This window comes from Halomonas sp. A3H3 (assembly GCF_000982975.1).
In the GTDB taxonomy this organism is placed as follows: Bacteria; Pseudomonadota; Gammaproteobacteria; order Pseudomonadales; family Halomonadaceae; genus Vreelandella; species Vreelandella titanicae.
Map to the genome: position 1 here is coordinate 1,084,815 of NZ_HG423343.1, position 18,889 is coordinate 1,103,703.

Genomic DNA, 18,889 nt, shown 5'->3' on the forward strand with positions numbered 1-18,889 from the left:
GTTTCAGTGTAAGGAAACGGGCACTCTCCTCACTCAGTGACAACCGATACTTCCCTTATTAGCGCTGGAGTTTTTATTGTGACCCGACAACGTTTGATTATTGCAGCGCTACTGATCACAGCCATTGGCGTGTTTTTCATTAGCGGTGCCCATCAATGGTTCACCCTGGAAACCATCAAAGCATACCAAAGCGACTTCCAAACGGCATTTACTCAAAATCCTTGGCAGGTAGCGGGGATCTTTTTTGCTGTTTATGTGGTGATAACGGCGCTCTCACTGCCGGGCGCCACGCTGATGACCTTACTTGGCGGTGCGCTATTTGGGCTCGGCTGGGGGCTACTGATTGTCTCCTTCGCTAGCACCATGGGGGCCACGCTGGCCTTTCTACTTTCACGGTTTCTTTTCCGTGGCCCTATCGAAAAGCGCTTTCCACGCCAGTTTGCCTCGGTGAATCGCGGCGTGGAGCGCGATGGCGCTCTTTATCTATTTACCCTGCGTTTAGTGCCGGTATTTCCGTTCTTTATGATCAACCTGGTCATGGGTCTAACGCGCATAAAAACCGTCACTTTTTATTGGGTAAGCCAGCTCGCGATGCTGCCCGGCACCGCCATCTATGTGAATGCGGGTGGGCAGTTGGGCGAGCTAGAGAGCCTTGGGGGTATTCTTTCACCGACGCTTATCGCCTCGTTTTTACTGCTGGCCATCTTCCCCTGGATAGCTCGACGCATTGTACAGCTGGTTCAGAAGCGCAAAGCTTATAAAGGTTTTACCCGGCCAGCGGGCTTTGACTACGACATTGTGGTGATCGGCGGCGGCTCAGCCGGGCTGGTTACCAGCTATATCGCCAGCGCCGTGAACGCCAAAGTGGCGTTGGTGGAAAAACACAAGATGGGCGGCGATTGCCTGAATACCGGCTGCGTTCCGTCTAAAGCGTTAATTCGTGCCGCCCGCGCCGCCCATGAGGTTCGCACCGCACACCGGTTCGGAGTGACTGCCAGCGAGCCGCAGGTCGACTTTGCCAAGGTGATGGGCCATGTGCATCAGTCGATTAGCGATATCGAACCCCACGACAGTATAGAGCGCTATAACGGCTTGGGCGTTGAGGTGTACCAAGAGCACGCCAGGCTGATCTCGCCCTGGGAAATACAGGTCGGCGATAAAATCCTCACCGCCCGGCATATCGTGCTGGCCACCGGCGCACGTCCCCGGGTGCCGTCGCTACCGGGTATTAAGAGCGCCCCCGTTTTAACTTCCGAGAACCTCTGGTCGCTTACTGAATTGCCCAAGCGTTTAGTGGTGCTGGGCGGCGGTGCCATTGGTTGTGAGCTAAGTCAGAGCTTCGCTCGCCTGGGTAGCCAGGTCACCCTGGTGGAAGGCGTTTCCCAACTGCTGGGCCGTGAAGATCCAGAGGTCGGTGAGCTAATCGAAAGCACCCTGGCGGGCGAAGGCGTGTCGGTGATGACCGATGCCAGGGCGTTGGAAGTTCTCAACGGAGAGACAGGCTATCAGCTAGTGGTGGAGCATGACGGCGACCGCAAAATACTACCGTTGGACTACCTGCTGGTGAGTGCCGGTCGCCAGGCCAATGTGGAAGGCTTAGGGCTCGAAGCGCTAGGCATCACGACCACCCAAGCGGGCCCCCTTGAACTTAACGAGCGTCTGCAAACCCGCCTACCCAATATCTGGGCCTGCGGTGATTTGGCAGGGCCTTATCAGCTTACCCACGCTGCTGCTCACCAGGCGTGGCATGCGGCCGTCAATGCGCTGTTCGGCGAGCTGAAAAGCTTTGCGGTGGATTACCGCTATATGCCCGCCGTCACCTATGTACAGCCGGAAGTGGCAAGGGTGGGATTAAACGAAAAAGAGGCTAACGCACAGAGCATTGCCTTTGAAGTTACCCGCTACGCCATGGGCGAAAGCGACCGCGCCATCGCCGAAGGTGCCACTCAAGGCTTTATCAAAGTGCTTACCGTGCCTGGCAGAGACAAGATTCTCGGTGCAACCATCGTGGCGGAAAACGCCGGTGAATGGCTGGGTGAATTTACCCTCGCCATGAAGCACGGTCTGGGCCTCAACAAACTACTGGGTACCATCCACCCCTACCCCACGCTGGGCGAGGCGGCAAAGGCCACTGCCGGGGTGTGGAAAAACGCCCACAAGCCCGAACGAGTGCTGGCACTATTGAAGCACTACTTCAATTGGCGACGCGGTGACAGTTCAGCTAAGAAAATTGACACCTAGCACATCGAATTGAAAGATAATTAGAAAAAATAAGTCGACCTAATCGTTACGCCCGTTAGCAGGCGGGTGCACTTTAGCGAATGTTTCAATAATTTCGCGCACTACTTTACGCTGGGCAGCGGGAAGCTCCCGGTAGAGTGCCAGCAATTGGCGCTCTTCACTGGTGGATGAAACGTCCCAACTTGCGGAAGGTTCGCTGACCGTATAAGCGGTGCTAACGCCGTAGCGCAAGTGGTGCGGGTCTACTAACAGCCAGCGAGCCAAAACCTGGAGCTTATCCTGACTGGGGATCGAATCACCACGCAGCCAGCGCCTAACGGCCTGAAACGTGATCGGCTTTCCCCAATAGCGCAGATTAAATTCCCGCTCAAGCACTGACGGCCGCGCTTCGTAACCCGCTGCTTCCAGTGCCGCTTTTAGACGCTCGGCGAACATGATTTTTTCATTCATGCCGCCAATGTGAAGCGATTGTTCAATAACAGTTGAATAACGGTTCACCTTTTGATTGAATCATTAATTCAATTTCGAGTTTTCGCTTAGCAGTATTAGGCGAGTTGCTATGCTAAGCGCTGAAATGCGGCGCTTGAGGAGTCATTCAGAATGAGTGGCACACTATCTCCATCGGTGCAAAATCTCGACGACCTGTGTCATAAGCTGGCGCTACTATGCCGCTCGGCAACCCCTCTCGAGCTTTTTGAACTGCTGACCAAAACGCTGCATGCGCTTACCCAGGGTCAACCAGTGGCACTTTATCGCCGCTTAAGCACAGGAAACCTTCGTTTGGCGTACTACTATCCGTTGGAAAGTACCCTCGCCTCTCACCACGCGCTGCTCGCTATTCATTGTTACGACGATCTAGCCGCCTCAGAGCTGCAACTGTATGAACTAAAGGGCGAGCATGAAGTGTGGGGGTATATTGGGCATCCACCTGCGGTTCACGCTGGGCCTGGCAAGTGGATCCAGCTACTCGTCGATCTTGCATCCCAACGCTTACGCTTGTTAAAAGCAGAGCGTATGGTCACTCGCCAATCAGGTTTAAAGTCTCGCCGCAGATTGCTGTCCAGAGATATTAAAAAACTGACTTCCATTGATGATATTTTGCAGCATCATGGCGCTAGCTGGTGCGATATTTTTCAGGCCGAAGGCATTGCGCTGGCTTATCAGGGCGATCTTCACTGCTTTGGCGAGTGTCCCTCGAAGCACCAGTTATTTCATCATTTACAGCAGTTGAATCAACACAATCCCCATGACGAAATCACCGAGCTGAATGGCAGCTGCCAAGGAGGTTTAGCGGCCCCGCTAAGCGTCGCCAATGCTTCCTTGGGTTGGTTACTACTATTTCGCCAACAGCCGCTACTCCCCGCTCTGGTTGCTGATACGATGCTTCAAGACGTCTTGAGTTATTGGATGCCGCAGGAAGCCTCCATGATGATTGAACTGGCCGACGATTTAGCCGTGGCCATAACGGCCCAGGAGGTCGTTCATCTCAACCGCCAGTTAACCAAAACCAATCAACGCCTTGAGGGCTTGGCCCACACCGACCCCTTAACAAAATGCTGGAACCGCTACTATACAGAGCTGGTGATTGAGGATTTGATCAATTCGTCAGTCAGTTTTGCCATGTTGATGTTTGATATTGATGATTTTAAAAATATTAACGATACCTATGGGCATGCAACCGGCGATGATATCTTGCGTAATATGGCTCAGTTAGTGCAGGAAACGTTGAGACATGAGGATCACTTTGGGCGTTGGGGAGGTGAAGAGTTCGTCATTATATCCAAGGGGCTTGACCAAGACGCTAGTCTAAAGCTGGCTAACCGGCTCTGCCGCAACGTGGAGCAACACATCTTCGACATCGCTGGCCAATTAACAATCAGTATCGGCCTGACCCTCGCCCAGCCCGGCGACCGGCCTCGCCAGCTATTTGAGCGGGCGGATCAAGGCATGTATCTGGCTAAATTGGCGGGTAAAAACCAAGTCTTTGTCTGTTAATCCCCAACAGCACCTTGCTTCTTCTATAGGCGATGTCCATGCAGCAATTATTACTCATGGGTGCGGGCCATGCCCACGCCTTTGTACTCGAAGCCTTTGCCAAACAGCCTGAACCAAGCATCGCGATTACCGTGGTGAGTGATAGTCCTTTAGCAGCTTACTCCGGCAGCGTACCCGCATGGCTAGCGGGGGAGTGTACGCTGCGCAAGACACAGATCGACGTGGAAGCATTGTGCCAAAGAGCCAATGCTCAGCTAATTCTTTCCCCAGCGAACACGATCAACACCCAGGAGCGTTACGTAGTGCTGGCAAATGGCGAGCGCGTTAACTTTGACGTGGCCTCCGTCAACATCGGTTCGACCCTGACGTCTCCTCAGCAGCATGGGGAGAACCTCCCCAAGCTACTCGCCATGCGCCCATTGAGTAGTCTGCACCAGCGCTGGCAGGCACTGGAAAATGACATTAGCCACTTACCCAGCGGCGGTGCCCAACGGGTGGTGGGCGTTGGCGGTGGCGCTGCGGGCTGTGAAACACTAATGAGCGTGCTGGCCCAGTTGCGCAAACAGCGTCCGGATATTGATTGGCAGGGGCATTTGCTCAGCGCCTCTAACGCACTCTTGCCCGATGCCGGGCGCGTGCCACGCTGGCTAATGCGGCGCGCGCTGTCACAGGCAGGGATTACCGTTCACGTTGAACAACGCGGCGAAATGCTGATTGAAGGCGGAGTAACCACCCAGAACGGTAAACGCATCGATGCGGACATCGTCCTGTGGGCTACGGGGGCTGTCGGCCACCCTTGGCTGGCAGGGACTGATCTGCCGTTGGATCAACACGGCTTTATCCGCGTTGACCATTCACTGAAGGTTAGCGACCAGCCGAATATGTTTGCCGCTGGCGACTGTGCAGCGTTTACCCCAGCGCTGCCTAACGCAGGGGTTTATGCGGTGCGCATGGGGCCACACTTAGCGGATAACCTTCGCCGTGCCTGCTACGGCGAACCGTTGCTCCCCTGGCAGCCACCCAAACGGGTGTTGGCACTCATTGGCACTGGCGACGGCCGCGCGATTGCCAGCCGCGGTGGCTTTGGAGTTTCCGGCAAGTGGGTATGGCAATGGAAAAAGCGGATTGATGCGCGCTTTATCGCCCGCTTCAATCCGCCTTTTAAAGGCTAACTGGCTGAATCAGTTGCCTTCGCGCCAGCCGCCTAGCACCCGGCTATCCGGGCCAAAGAAGACCAATCGATCATGGTCAATCAAATACCGATAGGCGGTCTCCAGCATATCCGTGACCCGCTTGGCATCGCCCATTTGCGGGCACGCCATGCGGGTGGTGGCTAACGGGCTAAACTCAATGCGCTGGTTCTCACCGAGTGTTGCTTCGCCAGTAAAGCGATTACAGCCGTCGTAACCGCTAACTTTGCCCTCTTTTGAAATCTCGAAAAATGGCGTTTCCGGCATAGAGAGCCGCTCATCAGTCCCCACCAACAGTAGGTTCCAACGCTGTTCAACAATGGCGCCCTCAAGCGAGGCATCGTTGGCGCCCCGTTGTGGTGTAGAACTTGGCCCCGGCGAACTGCTACAAGCACTTAACAGTAGCGCAGCGGAAGCCAACAGTGGTAATAAGCGCCAACCTTTCATGGTGATCGTTCCTTTTGTCATTGTTACCAGCTACCGGTGTTTTCCATAGAAGCCCATGGCTCTTGTGGTGCCAGGGCATCGCCTTTTTGCAGCAGCTCCACAGAGATTCCGTCCGGTGATTTAACAAACGCCATATGGCCATCACGAGGTGGGCGGTTAATCGTCACGCCGTTGTCCTGAAGGTGTTGGCAGAGCGCATAAATGTCATCCACCCGATAGGCTAGGTGGCCGAAATTACGCCCACCGGTGTACTCTTCGGGATCCCAGTTATACGTCAGCTCAAGCTCCGGAGCCGTCAGCCGCTCTGAGCGTGGCTCATCTTCTGGTGCGGCCAGAAACACTAGCGTGAAGCGTCCTTTCTCGTTCTCTTTTCGGCGAACTTCTTTAAGACCCAGCAGATCGCAGTAAAAATGCAGCGAAGCATTCAGGTCACTGACACGCACCATGGTATGTAGATATTGCATATCGACTCCTGTTAAAAACGGCCTTGGTCATACTTTACAAAAACGTGACAACAGAAATAAATCGCTGCAACGCTGTATAATTAAATTATAACGTTTATCTTAGCTGGGTTTACCCGTCGGAGAAACCTGTGGATTCAGTCACTCAAGCCGCGCTTGGCGCAGCCATTGGCGGGGCCGTACTGGGCCGACGCCTTGGCCGTAAGGCCATCCTTATCGGTGCCGTACTCGGCACCCTGCCCGATTTTGATGTAGCGCTGGATTATGGCGACGCTGTGGCTAATGTCACCGAGCATCGCGGTTTTAGCCATTCGCTTTTTGTACTAACAGGGTTAGCCACCCTGTTGGCGCTGCTATGCACACGATTTGCTCCTGCAAAAGATATTAGCCTACCCCGCTGGTGGTGCTTTTTTGCGCTTATTCTGATTACCCATCCTCTGCTTGATGCACTAACCACTTACGGCACCCAGTTGCTTTGGCCTCTTGATCTCGCTCCCACCGCGTGGCCGATTATTTTTATTATCGATCCGCTCTATACACTGCCGCTGCTATTTACCTTGGGCGTTGCCTTGGTCTCTCAGCGGGTACGTAAAGCCTGCACATGGGGACTGGTCATCACAAGTGTTTACCTAATGATGGCAGCAGGGGCGAAATTAGTGGTAGAGCAACGTCTTGCCCCTGCCCTGGCAGAACAGGGTCTTGAAGAGGCTCCGCTACTGATACAGCCAACGCCGTTTAACATTGTGCTATGGCGCGCCACGGTGATCGACGGGGATCGCTACCATGAAAGCCTGATTAGTGTGTTTGACGGCGACCGTCAACCGCGTTTCGAACCATTAATTCGTAACGCTGGGCTAGAGACGTTCGCCCTGGCCAGCCAACAGGGAGAGCGTTTAATGTGGTTTGCGGGTTCTTTTTTACGCTATGAAACGCGGCTGCTAGAAGGAAAAGAGACGCTGATCGCCACCGATATTCGGCTCGGCTTCCCAGGCTTCCATCCGTTTAGCTTTACCCTGGCAACGTTAGAGGAAGAACACTGGGCACCGCTTGCGGTAAGCGAACAGTTGGAGAGTACCCGCGGTATTCAGATGCAAACGCTATCGCGCCTCGCCGCTCGTGCCGCAGGTAACACCTCGGCCCTGTGCGCCAGCGATTTCGAGGCGCATGAGTGGCGGGCCGAGCGTGTGGTTTATCGCTGCTGAGCTAGCGCTTTATTAGATTCCTTAGGGAGCAATACCTTGGCCACAGCCGCTATATTGCTCCCCGCCATAGGTCAGCGTAACGCGAGCGGGAAAAGGCTTGCCGCTCATATTATCGAAACAGGCCCCAGCATCGATACGCACGCGGAAAAAGGGCTCCACGTCAGCGTTTTCAATCACGACTCGACCAGCTTCATTGTCCATCACACTAACCATATAAGGTAGCTGGAGACGCTCTTCCCCGTAGTTCGTTTCCATCGTCAGTGTCGGCGTGTCATTTGCTAACGCAACCGTCCAGCCCGGTTCGTTACCCTGACCAAAGAACATCACGCCGGGCTTTTCAGCTCGGGTTAAGGCGTCACGCTGCTCGGCCAGCGAGCACTGCAGCTGCCCTCGTGGCGTTTCCACTAGCGCCTCGTCACCCCGGTTCCAGAAGCTGATCTCACCATCTTGGTAGCGGGCGCCGCTGGCCACGACGGCTTGGGGCAACCGCCATGCGCCGTGCAGCGACCATAGGCGCAAATCGTTGGCGTTGGTGGCAGCCACTAAGTGCTGCTGAGCGGGTTCGCAGTGCCACGCATCAAAACGCTGGGCAGAGCCGGGAAAAAGCGCCGAGGGCAGAAAGGGTGCCCGGTTATCCAGCGTTGCTTGGTTAGCGGCTTTAGTTTCTGTGGAGGGCGTGGCTGCACACCCCCCGAGTATCACCATCATACCGACTGCGGCGATGGCCCCACCCCATGCTTTTAACGTATTCATATGCCATGCTCCCTATATAACTAATTCTATTGCTTGCTGAACTTCTTACCCACGTTTGAACGCCTGCAGATCATGCGTATCGATACTTTCCACCTGCGGGGGCAACCCCAGCTCTTCGCGTTTGATTTTAACCTGCATTTTTTCCGCTAGCCGTTCGGCGTCATCATCGGTAGTGCGCCCATTAAGCTCCGCCAACTGCGCCATGCCCTGGTGATAGAAAGTGAGCAGATCCAGCGCCGTGCGGTTGCTCTCTTCCACCGCTTTGCGCAGTTGCGAAAGATAGCCACTGACTTGCGACAAATGATGTTTGAGTTGCCAGACATAGCGCACCTCCGTCATCCATGGGCGCTCACGCAACACGGCAAATAGCGCGCTGGTGGCCAATAGCCCAAGTAGCACGCCTAGGGCATTGAGCCATAGGCTGCTGCCAAAGGTGGAGGTAAGGAGCATTGAGAACAGGAGGCCAAAAATAATCAGTTGCCCCGCCATGGCAAAGCTGATCATGCGGGCTTTGCGGCGGTAGGTCTCGGGGTCGTGATGTTCTAGGGTAAATACCATGGCCAGCCTCATTATCGCTGCAAACGTCCTATGATACGGGGCTGGCCAGGGCAAACAAGTAATAGCGTTTACAAAAGCAATTACGCCAAACGCTCCGCGGCCGTTTTGAGTAAGTGTTCGGTCGTTTCCCAGCCCACGCAGGCGTCGGTGACCGATACGCCGTAGCGCATGGCGCCAGGCTTGAGCGGCTGCTTGCCTTCGAACAGGTGACTTTCCAGCATCAGCGCGACCAGGTTGGCTTCGCCTGCCTGACGCTGCGCCAATACATCCAGCATCACTTCACTCTGGCGGCGATGGTCTTTACGCGCATTGGCATGGCTGCAATCCACCATTAGCCGTGGGTTTTGCCCAGCATTACACAGCGCAGTGGTTGCTGCACGTACGTGTTGTGCCTGATAGTTAGGCTCACCGTGCCCGCCACGCAACACTACGTGGGTGTGCGGGTTGCCTGCAGTTTGCTGGACGATCGGGTAGCCTTGCGGGTCTACCGCGAAACGCTGGTGCGGGTGGGCCGCCGCACTCATGGCATCGATAGCCACTTGTACATCGCCACTGGTGGCATTTTTGAACCCCACCGCCGCTGACAAATCACTGGCCAGCTCACGGTGCAACTGCGACTCGGTGGTGCGTGCGCCAATCGCTACCCAGCTTAGTAAATCGTCTACGTAGTGTGCCAGCATCGGTTGTAAAAGCTCGGTAGCCACCGGCAAGCCGCGAGCGGCTACGGCATGCATCAGTTCACGAGAGAGCGCCAAACCACGTGGCATATCACCACTGCCATCCAAGCCTGGGTCGTAGGCCAGCCCTTTCCAGCCCACGGTAGTGCGCGGCTTTTCAACGTAGACGCGCATGACCGGCAAAATACGTTCGCTGATCTCTTCGCTTAATGCAGCCAGGCGGTCGGCGTATTCCAGCGCTGCATCTGGGTCGTGAACGGAGCAAGGGCCAACGACAACGAGCAGGCGATCATCGTGACCACTCAAAATTTGCTGTACGGCGTGTCGCTGGCGGGCAATTTGCTCACTTAGCGGGGCGCTTAACGAGATACGTTGTCTGAGTTCGGCGGGGGTAGGCAGCCGCTTTGCACTGGGCTCAGGCGCTGAAGGCGTTAGCCGGGAAGTAGCATGGGCAGTGGATACAACGGTTTTATTAATAACAGGGCTGACAGGCGCATTCATGATTAATTCTCCGCAATCGTGTGACATCGTATGGTTGTGTGACCACCCAAGTGAACACGGTCGGAGGTGGCAGCTAGCACCGACCGCGCGTCGCTAAATCGCCAGCTATAGCCATAACCCACAAAGCTGGTAGCGAAAGCGTTAGTCAGTGCGCGATAAATCATGATGCTGCTCCTTGATGAAATAATGGTGAATAACTATTGCCGAAACTCACTAGGCCCCAAAACGCCAGAAGCCCCGGCGGGGTTACCGACCGGGGCTTCTGTGCTTGCGGCAGGCAACCGAGTGGTGTGCCTGGTGGCGCGACGTTAGGCGTCGGCCAGGGGCACACCGTAGCTAAACCAATACCCATAAAACACAAAACCACCAACCAATTCTGGTTGTGGGTTCACTGTATGTGGTGTGGTTAGTCGTTGCATGCCCATATTCCGCTAGATTCTGTTAGTTACGCTGGCAATAACTAGCCCCTGTAAATCGTTTGACAGGGCTGCCGCCATGGCGTTGTCGTTTTATCCTGCCTGCAAGCGCTGCAAATGGCAACACTCAACCACCAAAAGCTTGTACCCAACCAATAGTAGCGGGCAACGCGCTCATACTTACCAGCACCACCAAGCCTAGAAAGATGGACAGGAAACCAGAATCGTCTTTAAAGTTTTCGTCGTGATGGGCCATGTTAGCCTCCTTTTTACCAACGCTATATCAGGGGGAGCGTTACAACGCTGTGATCATATTAAGTAGAACGGGGGGCGTAGGCAAACACATCCGAAAACACCCGCTCAAGCTTTATGCCTTTTGTGTCGAGCACATCCAGGCAGGCATACACCATATTGGGCGAACCCGAGATATAAACATCGTGGGTCTCTGGCGTGATATCTGCCGTTTTCAACACCTGATCAATACGTCCCAGATGATGGCTAATTCGCTCTCCCGCTGCTAACGGCTCTTCTAAAGGCGATTCAGTTACCGCATGAAAGCAGATATTGGCGTGGGCTTGCGCCCACTGGCTGGCCAGTTGCTCTAAATAGAGGTCGCGGTGTTCGCGGGCGGCCCACCACAGCGAAACTTCTCGTTCGGGCTGTTCATGCAGTACCGCTTCGACAATGGCTTTCATCTGGGAGAAACCGGTTCCTGCTGCAATCAGCAGCAGCGGTCTTTCGCTCTCACGATCAAGCACGCACTCACCGCCGGGCAAACGCAGCGTGAGCTGATTGGCTACCTGCAGCAGTTCCCGCAGCCGCGCTGAGTTATCCCGCTCCGGCCAGTGTTGAATATGCAGCTCGATAACACCATCGCTACGATCGGCACTGGCGATCGAAAACGGCACCCAGGTGGTGTCATCCAGCTTAAGCTCTAAATATTGTCCCGGCGCATGCTGCATGGCTTCGGCGCGCCCAGTTAGCGTCACGCCAAACACATCGGGGCTTAAGTTCTCAACCTCGGTGACTTGGCAAGTCAACGTCCTTGCACTCATGAAAGCCTCTTTTTACAAATTTGGTCAGCGATACATCGCATTCAGCGGCGAGAGGGCGGCAATTCAAGACCAATCCCCAGCGCTTCCCAGCGTTCATCCACGCGCGCTTTAACGGCATCGTCCATCACAATCGGGGTGCCCCATTCACGGTCAGTTTCTCCTGGCCACTTATTGGTGGCATCAAGCCCCATTTTCGAGCCAAGACCTGAGACCGGCGAAGCGAAATCGAGATAATCAATGGGGGTATTTTCGACCATTACAGTATCCCGCGCGGGATCCATCCGGGTGGTGATCGCCCAGATAACATCTTCCCAATTGCGTGCGTCCACGTCGTCATCCAGCACAATCACAAACTTGGTGTACATAAACTGACGCAGAAAGCTCCATACCCCCATCATCACGCGCTTGGCGTGGCCGGGGTACTGCTTCTTCATGGTGACCACTGCCATACGGTAAGAGCAGCCTTCCGGTGGCAGGTAGAAGTCGACGATTTCGGGAAACTGCTTACACAGAATGGGCACAAAGACTTCATTCAGCGCCACACCGAGAATCGCCGGCTCATCCGGCGGACGTCCCGTATAGGTCGAGTGATAGATCGCATCACGGCGCATGGTCATCCGCGTGATGGTAAACACCGGGAAGTGGTCGACCTCATTGTAGTAACCGGTGTGGTCACCAAAGGGGCCTTCCGCCGCCATATCATCGGGATAGATAAAGCCTTCGAGGATAATCTCGCTGGACGCGGGCACATCAAGATCCGCATGACCGCACTTCACCAGCTCGGTACGCGAACCGCGCAGTAGGCCCGCAAAGGCGTATTCTGAAAGCGAATCCGGCACGGGGGTGACGGCGCCCAAAATCGTCGCCGGGTCAGCGCCAAGCGCCACCGCAACCGGGAAAGGCTCGCCTGGGTGGGCTTTCTGGAACTCCAGAAAATCCAGCGCGCCGCCACGATGGGAGAGCCAGCGCATGATCAGGCGGTTCTTGCCAATCTTCTGCTGACGGTAAATCCCTAGGTTCTGGCGCTTCTTGTGCGGCCCTTTAGTAATCACCAGTGGCCAGGTGACCAGTGGCCCCGCATCGCCAGGCCAGCAGTGCTGAATCGGCAGCAGGCCGAGATCGACTTCGTCGTCTTCATAGACCACTTCCTGTACCGGCGCATGCTTGACGTTTTTCGGCCCCATGCTGAGTACTTGCTTGAAGATCGGCAGCTTGTCCCAGGCGTCTTTCAAGCCTTTCGGCGGATCAGGCTCTTTGAGAAACGCCAACAGCTTACCCACTTCTCTGAGCGCTTCTACCGATTCTTGGCCCATGCCTAGCGCAACCCGTTTAGGGGTGCCAAACAGGTTGCCCAACAGCGGCATGTCGTGGCCTTTGACGTTTTCAAACAGCAACGCCGGGCCACCGGCACGCAGCGTGCGGTCGCAAATTTCGGTGATTTCCAGGTAAGGATCGACTTCGACATGAATACGCTTGAGTTCACCCTGGGCTTCAAGCGCCGCGATGAACTCACGCAAGTCTTTGTACTTCAAGGCACGCTCCCTGGCTGGCGAATGCGCCGCGTTAGCGGCGCTCTTTTTTACACCACAAGCTAGCGGCGCTTCATCGCTTCAAAGAACTCAAGATTGGTCTTGGTATCTTTCAGACGGTCAATCAGGAATTCAGTGGCGGCGGTGTCTTCCATCGGATTGAGCAGCTTGCGCAAAATCCACATGCGCTGCATTTCATCCTCAGAAGCCAGCAGGTCTTCACGACGGGTGCCACTCCGACGGATATTGATCGCCGGGAATACACGACGCTCAGCCAGCTTGCGATCCAGGTGGGCTTCCATGTTACCGGTACCCTTGAACTCTTCGAAGATGACTTCGTCCATTTTGGAGCCAGTATCGACCAGCGCCGTGGCGATAATCGTCAGGCTGCCACCCTCTTCGATATTACGCGCCGCACCAAAGAAGCGTTTTGGCTTCTCAAGGGCGTGGGCATCGACACCACCGGTGAGCACTTTGCCAGAGCTGGGCACCACGGTGTTGTAAGCACGCGCCAAGCGAGTAATCGAGTCGAGCAGAATGACCACGTCTTTCTTGTGCTCAACCAAACGCTTGGCTTTCTCGATAACCATTTCAGCGACTTGCACGTGACGCGCTGGCGGCTCATCAAAGGTTGACGCCACGACTTCGCCACGCACGGTGCGCGACATTTCGGTGACTTCCTCAGGGCGCTCATCGATCAGCAGTACGATCAGATGACACTCTGGGTTGTTGCGCGTGATGGAGGTCGCGATGTTTTGCAACATCAGCGTTTTACCCGCCTTGGGCGGCGATACCAGCAAACCACGTTGGCCTTTACCGATCGGCGCGGTTAGATCGATGATCCGCGCGGTAAGGTCTTCCGTGGAGCCGTTACCGATCTCCATACGCATGCGATCGTCTGGGAACAGCGGCGTTAAGTTCTCAAACAGGATCTTGTGCTTGGCATTTTCCGGACGGTCAAAGTTGATTTGACTGACCTTCAGCAGGGCGAAGTAGCGTTCACCCTCCTTCGGCGGACGGATTTTGCCGGAAATGGAGTCACCCTTGCGCAGATTGAAACGGCGGATCTGCGAAGGCGATATGTAGATATCGTCGGGACCGGCGAGATAGGAGCTGTCAGCGCTACGCAGGAAGCCGAAGCCATCCTGAAGAATTTCCAGCACACCGTCGCCATAGATATCCTCGCCACTTTTGGCGTGTTTCTTGAGGATGGCGAAAATGATGTCCTGCTTGCGCGAACGGGCCAAGTTATCAATACCCATTTCACGGGCGATATCGAGGAGCTCGGGAACGGTTTTTTGCTTGAGTTCAGTGAGATTCATCGGTGTGTTAGAAAGTTGCTCATGGAAGCTGGGCGCCAGGCGCCGGGAATAAGACAGGAGGCGTGAAAGTGACGCCGTGTGATGCGTTCAGACCCCGGTAAAGGCACGCGCTCGAAGATGAAAGGAACGGCGTTGGACTTAACTAACAACGCTGCTGCTTGTTGTTATTAAGACTCAACTCGAGGGTGCTAACACTTGTTTAATCTGGCTACCCCAGGAAAGTGGTTGAACCAGTGGGCTATCTGACGACTTGGAATTCTGGCTGACGCTAACGGGATAAACAGTGAATAACGTCTGGGGCGACCAAGGTGCCGTACTTGCACGACGCATGCAAGATGATTTATCTAAACAGCGACTCATCTCAGCTGCGCAGTACTTGTGGACACGCTAACTAACCAGGTCAGATCAGGCCAGTAGCTCGATGGTAGTCAAGCGCCGCGACAAACGCAAGCCTTTAGGTGTCTAGCAATTGACAATAGATAAAGGTCGCCGCAACCTTGGCACAGCCAACACGAAGGAAAGCTCATGCCCAAGGACATTTCGCTCCCCATTGCCACCGCTCCCGCTGAGGTAGACAGCGGTGCGCCGCAGCGCTTCGCCGCTATAGACCTGGGTTCCAACAGCTTTCATCTACTGGTGGCCAATTACCAGCATGAACGCCTCCAGGTGGTGGCCCGATTGGGCGAAAAGGTGCAGCTCGCCGCGGGTTTAGACGATGATGGCCTGCTCAGCGAAGAGTCAATGCAGCGCGCACTAGACTGCCTGGGCCGCTTCGCGCCGTTTTTAAGCGATATCACCAACGCCAATTTGCGCATTGTCGGCACTAATGCGCTACGCGATGCCGATAATAGCCAAACATTTATCGAACGCGCCGAAGCACAATTAGGCCACGCCATCGAAATTATCGCCGGCCGCGAAGAGGCTCGGCTGATTTATTTAGGCGCCGCCCACGCGCTGGCCGAAAATGGCCGCCGATTAATCGTCGATATTGGCGGCGGCTCGACCGAATTCATTATTGGTGAAGCTTTTGAGCCCAAAGCGCTGGAGAGCCTGCGCATGGGCTGCGTGACATTTTCCCGACGCTTCTTCTCCGACGGCGAGTTGAACGAAAAACGTATGCGCCGCGCCGAGCTCGCCGCTCTTTCAGAGCTCGCCAACATTCAGCGCCCCTATCAACGCCTGGGCTGGGACGACCCAGTCGGCTCCAGCGGCACGATCAAGGCCGCCGCCAGCGTGTTGCATGCCTATGGCGATACGCCCCACGAGGGTGTTATCACTCGCGCCGGTTTAAAGAAGCTGCGCGAACGGCTGCTGAAGTGCAAGCAACTGGATAAAGTCGCGCTGGAGGGCCTCAAGGCTGACCGTGCCAAAGTTTTCCCGGCGGGGATTGCCATTCTTGGGGCGATTTTTGAAGCCTTTGATTTAACCCAAATGCGTTTTGCCGATGGGGCGCTGCGTGAAGGCGTGCTCTACGATATGGCCGGGCGCAATACCGCCGAAGACTCGCGCTCGAAAAGCCTGGAGTCGCTACAGCGCACTTACGATGTTGATACCCGCCAAGGGCTTAACGTCGCCGACACTGCCGAGCGGCTGTTTCAGCAGGTACGCCATGCGTGGTCGCTAAACCTTGACCAAGGGCGCTATTTGCAGTGGGCTAGCCACGTGCATGAAATCGGCCTGGCGATCTCTCACAGCCAGTTTCATCGCCACGGCGCCTACCTGCTGGAGCATTCGGATCTCGCGGGTTTTTCACGCCCTGAACAGCGCCAACTGGCGTTTTTAGTGCGCGCGCACCGGCGTAAATTTCCGCTCAAGGAGTGGCAGGCCCTGCCGGAAGCGCAACAGGAGACGACCCAGAAGCTCGCCCGACTGCTGCGTTTAGCCGTTTTGCTCAACCATTCCCGCCCGGAAACCGCGCCCTCGCTACCGGAAATAAGCGCTGACAGCGATAGCTTGACGATCACGCTGCCTGCCAGCGATGAACCCACCCTGCTGAGTACCGACCTGGAACAGGAGCAGGCGTTTATGGAAGCCGCCGGTTTTAAGCTGATCGTTAAGCAGGCGAAGTCAGACGTGTAAAGCAAACGCCCTCTGCCTGCCATAACAGCTGAGCAGGGGGACAAACCACCCCGATACACGCCTCACCCTGCATGATAACCACCAGCCGCTGGCGCTCCCAGGGCGGCATATCCGCCTCTTGTAGCAACCGCTTTAGGTCGCGCCGCCCTCGTTTAGGCAGTTGAATAACCTCCCCACCTTGTCGCCAGGTCGCTCTCAGCGGTTGAGACGGCTCTTGTAATGAGGCCACCTGCCACCCTAGCGGCCCGATAGGCGTTTCCAGTGGCGTTTGACCATCCCAGCTAACCTCCCACGACGATAACGCTTCAAAAGGCACCATCAGATAGAGCCGCTGGCGCCATAGGCGCGCCTGAGCACCCGGCCACTCAACGCACACCGCGGCACCCGCCTTGGCATTCAATTGATCCAGCAGGCTCTCTAAACGCTTCTGGGGCGGTGTTGGCAAGCCTTGCTGTTGGCAAAGAGTACGCACCAGCAGCCGCTGGCGGGGACGGGAGCGCTGACTAAGTGCGCTCGCATCTATCTGCCCTTCTCCGGTGACGAGCTCGTTTAGCTCGGCTGCTAAATACTCGCTAAGCACCGCATCTGCGTCACCGGCGTTGGTTGCGCTATTGGCTAAAGCAGCGACGGCTGTGGGCCAGCGCTCGCGCAATGCTGGCAATATTCGATGGCGCAGGCGGTTGCGATCAAAGCGAATATCTTGATTGGTGGGATCTTCGCACCAGCGCAACTCAAGCAGCCCAGCCGCAGCTTCAAGTTCAGCTCGGTGCACGGAGAGCCAGGGACGCACCAAGGTGGTACTTTGGGCCTCCCGGCGATAGGGCATACCGGCCAGGCCGCGTAGCCCGCTGCCGCGCAGAGCGGCGAGCAGAAAGGTTTCCGCCTGATCATCCTGGTGCTGGGCCAGCCAGAGCGTATCGCCAGTGGGAATGGTGGCCAAAAAAGCCTCATAGCGGGCGTTGCGAGCGGCGCCTTCGATGCCTTCACCTTGTGCATCTACCGTCACATTGACCACGGTCAGCGGCACGTTCAAACGCACACACATATCCCGGCAGTGCGCCTCGAACGACTGCGCTGCTGCCTGTAGGCCGTGGTTAATGTGGATAGCCCGCAAATGGCGGTCTGCTTGTTCGCAGGCCCGTGCGGCTAACGCGAGCAGCAGGCAGGAGTCCAAACCACCTGAGAGTGCCACCCAAATAGAGCGCCCCGGCGGGGTTTCCGCCAGGGCGTCGTTGAGCAAGCGTTGCAGCGTATTAAGCGGCTGGGGCGCCATAGCTCATTAAACGCTTGTAGCGACGCTCCAGCAGCGCGTCAGTGTCCATTGACTGCAGACGCCCCAAGCTCGCGGTAAGCGCCTCTTTGACCCGCTCAGCAGTGGTTAGCGGGTGACGGTGGGAACCACCGAGCGGCTCTTTGATCAGCGAATCGACGAAACCCAGCTCTTTCAGTCGCTCGGCGGTAATGCCCATAGCCTGAGCGGCGTCAGAGGCTTTTTCAGCGCTTTTCCATAAGATCGATGCGCAGCCTTCCGGTGAGATCACCGAGTAGGTCGAATACTGCAGCATTTGCAGTTCGTCGCAGACGCCAATTGCCAGCGCGCCACCGGAGCCGCCCTCGCCCACCACGGTGGAGATAATCGGTGTTTTCAGCCGCGACATAACGGCCAGGTTATAGGCGATGGCCTCTGACTGACCGCGCTCTTCGGCGTCGATACCGGGATAGGCGCCGGGGGTATCGATAAAGGTCAGGATCGGCATTTTAAAGCGCTCGGCCATCTCCATCAGACGGCACGCTTTGCGGTAGCCTTCTGGGCGCGGCATACCGAAGTTGCGGCGCACTTTCTCTTTTACATCGCGGCCTTTTTGATGGCCAATCACCATCACTGGTGCATCATTCAACCGCGCAATGCCACCTACCAGCGCGGCATCATCGGCGAAGTTGCGATCACCGTGCAGCTCGTCAAAGTCGGTGAAGATGTGTTCGAGGTAGTCCAACGTGTAGGGACGCTGAGGGTGCCGTGATAGCTGGGAAACCTGCCAGGGAGTCAAATCCTTGAAGATCGATTCCGTCAGCTTGCGGCTCTTCTCTTCCAGCCGAGCGATCTCGTCGGAAAGGTTGACTTGGCTATCGGAGCTGACTAGACGCAGCTCCTCAATTTTTGCCTGAAGTTCGGCAATCGGCTGTTCAAAATCGAGATAATTAGGATTCATCGGCTCTGCCTGTAAGCTGCCTGTCAAAAACAAGCCTGATCAAAATAAGTATTATCGCACCCTGACCCTGCCACGCAAGGTGGGCTCACTTATGCACAGAGTGCAATCTCACGAGGGCAGGTCTCCGCGAGGGCGCTGTGAACCCATCCTTGGGCGCTACTTTCGCCATCTGACCGCCATGGATGGCGGAAATGCCGGAATTGTCAGGAACATTTTCCGGCCCTGGCCGAAAGACCCTCGCTTCAACCTGCCC

17 protein-coding genes are annotated in these 18,889 nt (G+C 55.9%); 5 read left to right on the top strand and 12 right to left on the bottom strand.

What is annotated here, in order from left to right:
* The first annotated feature begins 78 nt into the window (after positions 1-78).
* Positions 79-2,241, top strand: coding sequence for an FAD-dependent oxidoreductase (locus tag HALA3H3_RS04715; protein ID WP_022520169.1), 2,163 nt, complete (start codon positions 79-81; stop codon positions 2,239-2,241).
* Positions 2,242-2,280: 39 nt separating this feature from the next.
* Here the strand turns inward: HALA3H3_RS04715 and HALA3H3_RS04720 are convergent, their stop codons facing one another.
* Positions 2,281-2,676 (bottom strand): transcriptional regulator, encoded by a 396-nt coding sequence (locus HALA3H3_RS04720; RefSeq protein ID WP_278370519.1) that lies wholly within the window; start codon positions 2,674-2,676, stop codon positions 2,281-2,283.
* A gap of 165 nt (positions 2,677-2,841) precedes the next feature.
* Between HALA3H3_RS04720 and HALA3H3_RS04725 the strand changes: the two genes are divergently transcribed.
* Positions 2,842-4,236: a GGDEF domain-containing protein gene (locus tag HALA3H3_RS04725; RefSeq protein ID WP_022520171.1), complete on the top strand. Its 1,395-nt coding sequence runs from the start codon at positions 2,842-2,844 to the stop codon at positions 4,234-4,236.
* 32 nt (positions 4,237-4,268) lie between these two features.
* Positions 4,269-5,408, top strand: a complete 1,140-nt coding sequence (locus tag HALA3H3_RS04730) for an FAD-dependent oxidoreductase (RefSeq protein ID WP_053856903.1) — start codon at positions 4,269-4,271, stop codon at positions 5,406-5,408.
* A 9-nt stretch (positions 5,409-5,417) separates the two neighbouring features.
* On the opposite strand, the gene HALA3H3_RS04735 is transcribed toward HALA3H3_RS04730, so the two are convergent.
* Both HALA3H3_RS04735 and gloA read right to left on the bottom strand, forming a co-directional pair.
* The gene (locus tag HALA3H3_RS04735; protein WP_022520173.1) at positions 5,418-5,873 is read right to left on the bottom strand and encodes an META domain-containing protein; all 456 of its coding nucleotides are present in this window, start codon (positions 5,871-5,873) and stop codon (positions 5,418-5,420) included.
* A 23-nt stretch (positions 5,874-5,896) separates the two neighbouring features.
* Entirely contained in the window at positions 5,897-6,337 is a 441-nt protein-coding gene (gene gloA / locus HALA3H3_RS04740) for a lactoylglutathione lyase (RefSeq protein WP_022520174.1), read from the bottom strand.
* 128 nt (positions 6,338-6,465) lie between these two features.
* Here gloA and HALA3H3_RS04745 point away from each other — a divergent pair, with 128 nt between their 5' ends.
* The gene (locus HALA3H3_RS04745) at positions 6,466-7,536 is read left to right on the top strand and encodes a metal-dependent hydrolase (RefSeq protein WP_022520175.1); all 1,071 of its coding nucleotides are present in this window, start codon (positions 6,466-6,468) and stop codon (positions 7,534-7,536) included.
* A gap of 21 nt (positions 7,537-7,557) precedes the next feature.
* On the opposite strand, the gene HALA3H3_RS04750 is transcribed toward HALA3H3_RS04745, so the two are convergent.
* The 7 genes from HALA3H3_RS04750 to rho form a co-directional block, all read right to left on the bottom strand.
* Entirely contained in the window at positions 7,558-8,289 is a 732-nt protein-coding gene (locus HALA3H3_RS04750; protein WP_022520176.1) for an MliC family protein, read from the bottom strand.
* A 45-nt stretch (positions 8,290-8,334) separates the two neighbouring features.
* Positions 8,335-8,847 (bottom strand): DUF3087 family protein, encoded by a 513-nt coding sequence (locus tag HALA3H3_RS04755; protein ID WP_022520177.1) that lies wholly within the window; start codon positions 8,845-8,847, stop codon positions 8,335-8,337.
* Between the two features lie 80 nt (positions 8,848-8,927).
* On the bottom strand, positions 8,928-10,025 hold the full coding sequence (locus HALA3H3_RS04760; RefSeq protein WP_022520178.1) for a 3-deoxy-7-phosphoheptulonate synthase: 1,098 nt from the start codon (positions 10,023-10,025) through the stop codon (positions 8,928-8,930).
* 543 nt (positions 10,026-10,568) lie between these two features.
* Positions 10,569-10,697, bottom strand: a complete 129-nt coding sequence (locus HALA3H3_RS27590) for a hypothetical protein (protein ID WP_022520180.1) — start codon at positions 10,695-10,697, stop codon at positions 10,569-10,571.
* Positions 10,698-10,755: 58 nt separating this feature from the next.
* Positions 10,756-11,496, bottom strand: coding sequence for an FAD-binding oxidoreductase (locus HALA3H3_RS04765; protein WP_022520181.1), 741 nt, complete (start codon positions 11,494-11,496; stop codon positions 10,756-10,758).
* A 41-nt stretch (positions 11,497-11,537) separates the two neighbouring features.
* A complete protein-coding gene (gene ubiD / locus HALA3H3_RS04770; RefSeq protein WP_009288495.1) occupies positions 11,538-13,028 on the bottom strand; it encodes a 4-hydroxy-3-polyprenylbenzoate decarboxylase in 1,491 nt (496 codons plus the stop codon).
* A 59-nt stretch (positions 13,029-13,087) separates the two neighbouring features.
* On the bottom strand, positions 13,088-14,347 hold the full coding sequence (gene rho, locus HALA3H3_RS04775; protein WP_007111700.1) for a transcription termination factor Rho: 1,260 nt from the start codon (positions 14,345-14,347) through the stop codon (positions 13,088-13,090).
* Between the two features lie 525 nt (positions 14,348-14,872).
* On the opposite strand from rho, the gene ppx reads away from it, so the two are divergent.
* Entirely contained in the window at positions 14,873-16,426 is a 1,554-nt protein-coding gene (gene ppx, locus HALA3H3_RS04780; protein WP_022520182.1) for an exopolyphosphatase, read from the top strand.
* On the opposite strand, the gene tilS is transcribed toward ppx, so the two are convergent.
* Positions 16,401-17,699 (bottom strand): tRNA lysidine(34) synthetase TilS, encoded by a 1,299-nt coding sequence (tilS, locus tag HALA3H3_RS04785; protein ID WP_022520183.1) that lies wholly within the window; start codon positions 17,697-17,699, stop codon positions 16,401-16,403. The genes ppx and tilS overlap by 26 nt on opposite strands.
* Positions 17,680-18,636, bottom strand: coding sequence for an acetyl-CoA carboxylase carboxyl transferase subunit alpha (gene accA, locus HALA3H3_RS04790; protein ID WP_022520184.1), 957 nt, complete (start codon positions 18,634-18,636; stop codon positions 17,680-17,682). Before accA ends, tilS begins: the two co-directional genes overlap by 20 nt.
* Positions 18,637-18,889: the final 253 nt, after the last annotated feature.